The sequence below is a fragment of the Trebonia sp. genome, from assembly GCF_030042015.1.
GTDB lineage: Bacteria > Actinomycetota > Actinomycetes > Streptosporangiales > Streptosporangiaceae > Trebonia.
Window position 1 is genome coordinate 1 of record NZ_JASIAL010000021.1, and the last position, 9652, is coordinate 9652.

A 9652-nucleotide genomic window follows, 5' to 3' on the forward strand; every position below is an offset into this window, starting at 1 on the left:
GGCCTCAGCCAGCCTGCCGCACCCCGGCCACACCGTTCACCCGCATATCACCGTCACCTGGCCAGGGCGTGACCCCCTCGTGCTGGCGGGCCGAGGGAAGCGTGCGAAAGAATGTGGGGCGTGCCACTTCGCGTTGTCCCGGTGGCATATAGGTGGGTAGTAGGCATCAGACGACGTTGTCAAGGAGGCTGGCGATGCCACAGATCTACCACTCCGATGTCATCGGCTCGCTGTTGCGGCCGAGGTACCTGACGCAGGCCCGCGACAAGTTCGCGTCCGGCGAGCTCAGCGCGGCCGAGTTCAAGCGGATCGAGGACCGCGCGGTGGACCAGGCCATCGCGATGCAGGAAGGCGTGGGGCTCGACGTCATCACGGACGGCGAGTTGCGGCGCTTCTCCTTCCTCGACCAGATCATCAGCGAGCTTGATGGAGTCATCGAGCGGGAAGGGGCGGGCGTCCACTTCCACAACATCACCAACCCGGGCTTCGACTGGCACTCGCCGTTCACCGTGACCGGCAAGATCAGCCAGAAGCGTAAGCTGACGGTCGAGGAGTACGCCTACTCCCGCGCCAGGGCCACCAAGCCGGTCAAGGTCACCCTGCCCAGCCCGCTTGTCCTGTACTCGATGTGGTCGCCTGAGCTGTCCACCCCGGCCTACAAGGACGCCTACGAGCTGTTCGCCGACGCGGCCGCGATCGTCCGCGCCGAGGCGCAGGCGCTCGCCGACCTCGGCTGCACCTACATCCAGATCGACTCGCCGGACTACGGCACGCTGGTCGACCCGGTGAACCGGGAGCTGCGCGAGAACCTGGGCATGCCGACCGAGCGGACCCTGACCGAGGGCGCCGACATCCTCAACACGGTCGGCGACGTCCCCGGCGTGACGTTCGCGCTGCACCTGTGCAAGGGGAACTACCTCAGCCAGTGGATCGGCGAGGGCGGCTACGACCTCACCGCCGAGGCGCTGTTCAACAGGCTGACCAACTTCGACCTATACACGCTGGAGTACGAGGACGCCCGGTCCGGCTCGTTCGAGCCGCTGGCGAAGCTGCCCGACGACAAGGGGGTCATCCTCGGCCTGGTGTCCAGCAAGAGCACGACGCTTGAATCCCCAGAGGAGCTCACCGCCCGGGTGCACGAGGCGGCGCGCTACGTAGGCCTGGAGCGGCTCGGCCTGTCCACGCAGTGCGGGTTCTCCTCGGTCCTCATCGGCGCTAACCTGACCAACGAGGACGTGGAGGAGCGCAAGCTCGAGCTGGTCGCGGAGGTCGCGCACCAGATCTGGTGAGCCGTTACCATGGGCAGTCGGTTCGCGCCGTTCTGCCCATGGTCTTGCCAGCACTAAACCGGTAAAGTAGCGCTATGCGCTACGGCCATTTCGATGACGATAGCCGGGAGTACGTGATCACCCGCCCGGACACGCCCGTGCCGTGGATCAACTACCTGGGCACGGACGGGTACTTCGGCATCATCTCGAACACGGCCGGCGGCTACTCGTGGCATCGTGACGCGCGGCTGCGGCGGCTCACCAGGTACCGGTACAACAACGTGCCTGGTGACTGCGGCGGACGCTACCTTTACCTGCGCGACGACCGCACCGGCGTGTACTGGTCGCCGTCATGGCAGCCGACCAGGACCGGGCTGGACGATTACGAGTGCCGGCACGGCCTTTCGTACACGACGATCAGCTCCGCGAAAGCCGGCATCCGCGCGCGGACGCTCTACTTCGTGCCGCAAGGGGAGACGCTGGAGGTCTGGCGGCTGACGCTGACCAACGAGCGCGCCAGGCCGGCGGACATCTCCGTCTTCTCCTCGGTCGAGTTCGCCCTGTGGGACGCGCAGGACGACACGACGAACTTCCAGCGCAACTACTCCACCGGCGAAGTCGAAGTCGACGGCGGCGTCATCTACCACAAGACCGAGTACCGGGAGCGGCGCGACCACTTCGCCTACTTCGCGTGCTCGGAGCCGCTGGCCGGGTTCGACACCCAGCGCGAGGCCTTCCTCGGCCCCTACCGTGGCTTCGACAGCCCGCAGGCGGTCGAACTGGGCCGGGCATCGGGCTCCATCGCGCACGGCTGGGCGCCGTACGGCGCGCACCATGTCCGGGTGACCCTCGAACCTGGCGCGACCAAGGAGGTGATCTTCCTGCTGGGCTACTGGGAGAACCCGCGGGCCGCCAAGTTCGCGGCGCCGGGCGTCATCAACAAGGCCCTGGTCCGGCCGGTGATCGAGCGCTGGCTGCGCCCGCAAGCCGTCGCGGCGGCCTTCGACAGCCTGAAGGCGTCCTGGGCGGGGCTGCTCGGCGTCCTGCGCGTCGACACGCCCGACGCCGACACCAACCGGATGGTCAACATCTGGAACGCCTACCAGTGCCTGGTGACGTTCAACATGAGCCGTTCGGTGTCGTCGTTCGAGACAGGCATCTCCCGCGGCATGGGGTTCCGGGACTCCTGCCAGGACCTGCTCGGCTCGGTCCAGCTGGCGCCGGAGCGTGCCAGGGAGCGGATCATCGACCTCGCCTCGACGCAGTTCGCGAACGGCGGCGCCTACCACCAGTACCAGCCGCTCACCAAGACCGGAAACGACGCGATCGGTTCCGGCTTCAACGACGACCCGCTGTGGCTGGTGCTCGGCGTCGCCGCGTACCTCAAGGAGACCGGCGACTTCTCCGTCCTTGACCAGGAAATCCCGTTCAGCGACGAAGGCGCTGCCTCGCTGTACGGCCACCTGGAACGGTCGCTCCGCTACACGCTCGACCGGATCGGCCCGCACGGCCTGCCGCTCATCGGCCGCGCCGACTGGAACGACTGCCTGAACCTGAACTGCTTCTCGCAGACCCCGGGCGAGTCGTTCCAGACCACGCAGAACATCCCAGGCGGCGTCGCGGAGTCGGTGTTCATCGCCGGGCTGTTCACCCTGGCCGCCAGGGAACTCGCCGCGATCGCGGCGGCGCACGGCCGGGGCGAGGACGCGGACAGCTACCGGGCCGACGCCGAGAAGATGGCCGCCGTGGTGGCCGAGCACGGCTGGGACGGCGAGTGGTTCCTGCGTGCCTATGACCACTTCGGCAACCCAGTCGGGTCCGCGCGCGACACCGAGGGGCAGATCTTCGCCGAGCCGCAGGGCATCTGCGTGATGGGCGGCATCGGGCTGGCCAACGGGACCGAAGCCGACGCCAGCCTCGCCACCCGAACGCTGACAAGCGTGCGCGAGCGGCTGGCGACGCCGCACGGGATCATGCTGCTGCAGCCGGCGTTCGCCTCCTACCGCGTCGAACTCGGCGAGATCTCCTCCTACCCGCCCGGCTACAAGGAGAACGGCAGCGTGTTCTGCCACACGAACCCGTGGCTGATGATCGCCTCGGCGATGGTGGGGGACGGCGACGCTGCCTTCGACTACTACAAGCGGATCAACCCCTCGGCGCGCGAGCCGATCAGCGAGCTGCACCGCTGCGAGCCGTACGTCTACGCGCAGATGATCGCGGGCCGGGACGCGCCCACCCACGGCGAGGCCAAGAACTCCTGGCTGACCGGCACGGCCGCGTGGAACTTGGTCGCGATCACCCAGTGGATCCTCGGCATCCGGCCGGAGCTGGCCGGGCTGCGGGTCGAGCCCGTCCTCCCCGCGCACTGGGCGGGGTACACCGCGACCCGCCGGTTCCGCGGCGCCACCTACGAGATCACCGTGCGCCGCGCCAGCGCCGGCGGCTACCTCGCCGTCGACGGGCAGCGGGTCCACGGGACGCTCGTGCCGCTCGCGGCACCGGGGTCGAGCGTGCGGGTCGACGCGGTGCTGCCCTCCCGCTGAGGACGTCGTTCTGGATAAGAAATGTTTGTCCCCGCCGCACAACCTCGGCGCCGGCGAATGGGAGCATCAGCCCCTTCTCCCGCCGCCGGGGCGGAGTTACGCTCAGCGCGTCCCTGGAGGTGGGCCAGATGTCAGTGCGGTTCCCTGACGAGCCAAGCTTCGCCGGGCGCTTCGCGCCGGTACGGATGGAAGGCGAGATCCGCGGCCTTGAGGTGACGCAGGGAGAGGTGCCCGCGTCGCTGCGGGGCACGTTCTACCGGGTGGGCGCCGACCCGGCGTGGCCGCCGTTCGTCGAGCATGACTTCTACTTCAACGCCGACGGCATGGTCGCGATGTTCCGGTTCGAGAACGGCTACGCCGACTTCCGCAGCCGGTACGTGCGCACGCCGCGGTTCGCCGCCGAGCGCGCGGCGCGCCGGTCGCTGTTCGGCGCCTACCGCAACCCCTACACCGACGAGGCGTCGGTCGCGGGCCTGTCCCGCGGCCTGGCCAACACCAACGTGTACTGGCACGCCGGCCGGCTGCTCGCCTCCAAGGAGGACAGCGCGCCGGTTCAGATCGACCCGGACACGCTCGACACGATCGGGGAGTTCACGTGGGAGGGCGACCTGTCCTCGCAGACCGCGACGGCCCATCCCAAGATCGACCCGCGCGACGGATCGCTGGTGTTCTTCGGGTACATGGCCAAGGGCGAGGCGACGAAGGACATCGCCTACTACGAGGCGGACGCGACGGGGCGGGTCGTGCACGAGGCCTGGTTCGAGGCCCCCTACTCGTCCATGGTGCACGACTGGGCGGTCACGCAGAACTTCGTGGTCTTCCCGATCATCCCGCTCACCGCCAGCCTGGAGCGCCTGCAGGCGGGCGGGCCGCTGTACGTGTGGGACGGCTCGCAGGACGTGTACCTGGGCGTCGTGCCCCGGCGCGGGTCACAGGTGCGGTGGTACCGCGGCACCAACCGGTTCGCCTCGCACATCATGAACGCGTTCGACGACGGGCGGTACGTCCACGTCGACACGCCGGTCGGCGAGAAATCCGCGTTCCCGTGGTTCCCCGACATCACCGGCGCGCCGTTCGACCCGGAGAAGGCCAGCGCGCAGCTGTCCCGGTGGACGATCGACACGCAGGGCCCGGCTGACCTCGGCGACGGGGCGACGGCGTTCGCCGAGCGGCGGCTCACCGACTGCTCGGGTGAGTTCCCGCGCACCGACGACCGGTGGGCGACCAGGGGATACCGGTTCGGGGTCATCAACCTCACCGGCATACCGGGCCAGCGGCCCGACGACGGGCTGCCCGGGTTCCGCTGGCTGGGCTCGATCGACCCCACGGCCGGGGCGATGCGGACCCGGTTCGCCGGCCGGGACTCGACGCTCCAGGAGGCGATCTTCGTGCCGCCTGGCGTCGACACGCCGAACGGCCACGGGTACGTGATGCAGCTGGTCGACCGGCACGCCACCGGAACCACCGACCTGCTGATCCTGGACGCGCAGCACATCGACGCCGAGCCGGTGGCCACGCTGAGGATCCCGATCAGGATGCCAGGCGGGCTGCACGGCAACTGGGTGACCCACGAGCAGCTAGCGACTCGAGCCGGATGACGGCGGACGACGAGGAGGTCTTTCAATGACAACGGCAGAAGACAGGGTGGCCGAGCTCGAGCACCGGCTGGGCCTGGTCGAGGACGCGCTCGCCATCCGCAACCTGCAGCACGCCTACGGCTATTACCTGGACAAGTGCCTGTACGACGAGGTGGTCGACCTGTTCGACGAGGACGGCGAGGTCATCTTCATCGGCGGCGTCTACAAGGGGCGGGCGGGCATCGCCCGGCTGTACACCGGCCGGTTCCGCAGCCGGTTCACCGGCGGTCACAACGGGCCGTCGCACGGCCGGCTGCTCGACCACCCGATGCTGCAGGACATCGTGCACGTGGAGCCGGACCGGCGCACCGCGTACGCGCGGTACCGGACGCTCATGCAGGCCGGCACGCACGAGTCCGTCGCGACCGAGCAGGCGCCGGTCCGCCAGTGGTGGGAGGGCGGCCTGTACGAGAACGTCTACGTGTCCGACGGCGGTGTGTGGAAGATCAAGAAGCTCTTCTACCGGGCGTTCTGGCACGGGACGTTCGAGCACGGCTGGGCGTACATCCCGCCGGACTACGTGCCGAACTCGACCGTCACCTACCCCGAGGACCCGTACGGCCCCGACGAGCTGCTGCGGGACGCGCCCAGGCTGTTCCCGGACACGACCACGCTCCCCTTCCACTACCGCCACCCGGTGACGGGCAAGGAGTTCGCCCCCGGCGCCGGAGGGTAGGCCGGCACCAGGCCGTCGCGGCTCGGTGTCACATTCAACCCTTCGTCACGCGCTTTGCGGCGCGGTCGCGGGCTCGCCGAGGCGGTTGACGACGTCGACGACCCCGTCGACGTCCCACAGCAGCCGGATCGCGACGGGAACCAGGTCGCCGTGCTGGCCCTCGGCGGGCTTCAGCGTCCCGGTCAGCGTCACCACGCCGTTGCGCACGGTCACGGTCGTGTTGCCGGGCTCGGTGAGCAGGATCTCATCCAGCACCCCGCGGGCGTCCTCGGCGATCTCGCCGTCCGGGCGCAGGAACACGCTCAGCAGGTCACGGCGGCTGACGATGCCCATGAGCTTCCCCTCCGGGTCGATGACCGGCAACCGCCTGACGTGGTTGGCGTTCATCACCCGGGCCGCCCCCGGGATCGTCGCGTCCGGGTGGATCGTGACCGCGGGGCTGGTCATCAGGTCCCCGGCGACCAGGGCGACGGGGTGGCGCCTGCGCGGCAGCCACGACCGCTGCCCGGCCGCGGCGGCGGCCCTGTCCCGCCGGGCGGGCTTGTCCTCCACGGCCAGCAGGTCGGCCTCGCTCACCACCCCGGCCACGTGCCTGCCCATCGTGAGCACGGGCAGGCCGCTGATCCGGTGCTCGGTCAGCAGCCGGGCGATCTCCTTGTACGGGGTGATCCTGTCGACGGTTATCACGCTGGTCGTCATCACGTCCCGGACCCGGCGCGCGTACCGGCGGTGGTGCGCCTGCCCGCCGCCAGCCTGTGTCTCCGGTGCGCCGGGCGACCACCCGGCGCTGGTCTCGGCGACGGTCGCCGGGGTCGCGGGCCGCTCCTTCAGGTGCTCTTCGACGGTGTCCAGCGCCCTGGTCACGTCGGACCGGGCGGCCCGCCCGTGGAGCGACTCGTAGTACGCGGCCCCCAGGTGACGGAGCATCGCGTCAAGGTGAACGTCTGTCCGCGCCATCTCCCCCACCTCCTTTTAATGTTCAGGCGACTTCGGCGAAGAGTTCGTCGTCGGCGTGGCGCGGCGTGGTCAGGTCCTCCACGTCGGCTCCGGCCGCGAGCAGTGCCGCGCGCGAAGCGCGGTAATGATGGCCGCATAGCCACAGGTCGACCGGGTCTGGCCGGCCGGGAGCCGGCGGCATGATGACCTTGACCATCGGCCTGGCGGGGCAGCAGCAGGATCTCGACGGGACGCTCGGGTCCATCAGGAACTGCCACTGCACGTCGTCAAGCAGGGGCTCAGCGTGTGCCGCGTGTCTGCCGAACATGTTTTAATCCTCATCCCCCGCCAGCAGTATCGTCAGGTCCGCAGGTCCCCGCGGACCGGGACCTTCAGCGTCCGCTGATCCTGCGGCCCGAGATCCGCTCGGGGACGATCCGCACGTAGACGTCGCGGTCGCCGCCGGCCCAGGGCGCGATCGTGGCCTCCTGCCGCACGTGCCGCAGTTCGCCGGACTGCAGGACACGGTGTGCCTGCCCGCGGATGAGCACACTCCAGCCCTGGCGCAGCACCTCGTCGACGTGATCGACCTCGAACGCCGCGCGGTCGTCGCCGTGCGTCTCGATCAGCGTGCCCTCGTCGGTCCTGATCACGATCGACCCGCCGACGACCGAGAAGTTAACCGGCAGCACGACGGGACCCGACGCGGTGCTGAACGCGATCCGGCCGATCCCGCCCGGCGCGATCAGCCGGCGGCACTCCCCGGGCGTCAGCTTCTGGATGAGCGGCTCCCTCGGGGGTCCGCTGACCCCGGGCGGCGCGTCCGTGCCCGCGCCGAGGAGCATGGCAGGCGTGGTCTGCAGCGCCACGGCGAGCTGGCGCAGCACCGCCCCGCTTGGGGAGGCCGGGTAACGCTCCAGGTACTCCAGGTACCGTCGGCTGATCCTCGCGCGGGCGGCCACCTGCGCGGTGCTCAACCGCAATTCCGTGCGCCGTCGCGCGATGCGCTTGCTCAGGTCACCGGGGTCGGGTGGCGACGGCCAGCCAAGTTCGGCTGGCTGGTCCGGTTCTGGCCGTGCGTAGACGCTCATGGAGTTCTCCTCGCTCGGTTTTCACGGATCTAGGCTGGGCCGCGCGGACACCCGCGAGGCAGGGCCGAAAGGCCCAAACGTCGCCGGGTCCGCCGCGCGGCCGGAGAACGGCGAAGTGGCGGGCGGAGCAACGGTCCGTTCGGAATGATGGTCATGTGCGCTTTTATGCGGACCTGCACATACATTCGCGATATTCCCGCGCGTGCAGCCGGGACTGCGACCTGGAGCACCTGGCCTGGTGGGCCGGCCGCAAGGGAATCACCGTGGTCGGGACCGGCGACTTCACCCATCCGGCGTGGGCCGAGGAGCTGGCCGCCAGCCTCGTCCCCGCGCAATCCGAGCCTGGCCTGTTCCGGCTGCGGCCGGAGCTGGAGCGCGCGGTCCTTGCCCGGCTGCCCGCCGCCTGCCGGACGCCGGCGCGGTTCATGCTCTCGTCCGAGATATCGACGATCTACAAGCGCGACGGCCGGACCAGGAAGGTGCACCACCTGCTGTACGCGCCCTCGCTGGCGGCGGCCGGGGAGATCACCCGCCGCCTGGCGAAGATCGGCAACATCGCCGCTGACGGCCGGCCAATCCTCGGCCTGGACTCCAGGGACCTGCTCGAGATCACGCTGTCCGCCGGCGACGGCTGTTACCTGGTGCCGGCCCACGCGTGGACCCCGTGGTTCGCCGTGCTCGGCTCGCAGTCAGGCTTCGACCGGGTCGCCGACTGCTACGCCGACCTCGCGGACCACATCTTCGCCCTGGAGACCGGGCTGTCCAGCGATCCGGAAATGAACTGGCGCGTCTCCAGCCTGGACAGGTACCGGCTGGTCAGCAACTCCGACGCGCACTCACCGCCGATGCTCGGCCGGGAGGCGACGGCCTTCGACACCGACGTGGCCTACGACGCCGTCGCGCTGGCGCTGCGCACCGGCGCCGGGTTCGCGGGAACGGTCGAGTTCTTCCCGGAGGAAGGCAAGTACCACCTCGACGGGCACCGCGCCTGCGGGGTGCGGACGTCGCCGGAGGAGACTCGCGCGGCGGGCGGGAAGTGCCCGGTGTGCGGGAAGACGCCGACGATCGGGGTGCAGCACCGGGTGGCGGCGCTCGCCGACCGGCCGGCCGGCTACCGGCCCGCCGGCGCGGCGGACTACCGGTCGTTCGTGCCGCTGCCGGAGATCCTCGGCGAAATCGCCGCCGTCGGCCCGCAGTCCAAGTCGGTCACCGCACAGGTCACCGCGATGGTCGAGCGGTTCGGCCCGGAGCTGTCCATCCTGGGCGACGTGCCGCTCGAGGAGATCGCGGCGCGCGCCCCGTCGATCGTCGCGGAGGCCATCGCCCGGCTGCGGCGCGGGCAGGTGCGCCGCGAGGCCGGGTACGACGGCGTGTACGGCACGATCCGGCTGTTCGGCCCGGAGGAGCTGGCCGGCGCGGCCCTGTTCGACCTGCCCTCGCCGCGGAAGGCGCGGCGCGGCGGAGCGGCCCCGGCGGCTGTCCCGGACGTCCCGGCGGGCGC

8 protein-coding genes are annotated in these 9652 nt (G+C 70.2%); 5 read left to right on the forward strand and 3 right to left on the reverse strand.

Annotated features, from left to right (window positions below; translation table 11 throughout):
• The first annotated feature begins 194 nt into the window (after positions 1-194).
• The 4 genes from Q1N79_RS01025 to Q1N79_RS01040 all read left to right on the forward strand — a co-directional run bounded on the left by Q1N79_RS01025 (position 195) and on the right by Q1N79_RS01040 (position 6124).
• Positions 195-1289 (forward strand): cobalamin-independent methionine synthase II family protein, encoded by a 1095-nt coding sequence (locus tag Q1N79_RS01025; RefSeq protein WP_300602949.1) that lies wholly within the window; start codon positions 195-197, stop codon positions 1287-1289.
• Between the two features lie 74 nt (positions 1290-1363).
• The gene (locus tag Q1N79_RS01030) at positions 1364-3811 is read left to right on the forward strand and encodes a hypothetical protein (protein WP_300602952.1); all 2448 of its coding nucleotides are present in this window, start codon (positions 1364-1366) and stop codon (positions 3809-3811) included.
• 128 nt (positions 3812-3939) lie between these two features.
• A complete protein-coding gene (locus Q1N79_RS01035) occupies positions 3940-5409 on the forward strand; it encodes a carotenoid oxygenase family protein (protein ID WP_300602955.1) in 1470 nt (489 codons plus the stop codon).
• Positions 5410-5434: 25 nt separating this feature from the next.
• Complete coding sequence (locus tag Q1N79_RS01040; protein ID WP_300602959.1) at positions 5435-6124, forward strand: nuclear transport factor 2 family protein; 690 nt, start codon at positions 5435-5437, stop codon at positions 6122-6124.
• 45 nt (positions 6125-6169) lie between these two features.
• On the opposite strand, the gene Q1N79_RS01045 is transcribed toward Q1N79_RS01040, so the two are convergent.
• The 3 genes from Q1N79_RS01045 to Q1N79_RS01055 form a co-directional block, all read right to left on the reverse strand.
• Positions 6170-7081 carry a CBS domain-containing protein gene (locus Q1N79_RS01045; protein ID WP_300602962.1) on the reverse strand — a complete coding sequence of 304 codons (912 nt, stop codon included), beginning with the start codon at positions 7079-7081 and terminating at the stop codon, positions 6170-6172.
• A 22-nt stretch (positions 7082-7103) separates the two neighbouring features.
• Complete coding sequence (locus Q1N79_RS01050; RefSeq protein ID WP_300602965.1) at positions 7104-7388, reverse strand: hypothetical protein; 285 nt, start codon at positions 7386-7388, stop codon at positions 7104-7106.
• 64 nt (positions 7389-7452) lie between these two features.
• A complete protein-coding gene (locus Q1N79_RS01055) occupies positions 7453-8151 on the reverse strand; it encodes a pyridoxamine 5'-phosphate oxidase family protein (protein WP_300602968.1) in 699 nt (232 codons plus the stop codon).
• A gap of 155 nt (positions 8152-8306) precedes the next feature.
• Between Q1N79_RS01055 and Q1N79_RS01060 the strand changes: the two genes are divergently transcribed.
• Positions 8307-9652 (forward strand): endonuclease Q family protein (locus tag Q1N79_RS01060; RefSeq protein WP_300602971.1); only part of this gene is annotated, 1346 nt, incomplete at its 3' end.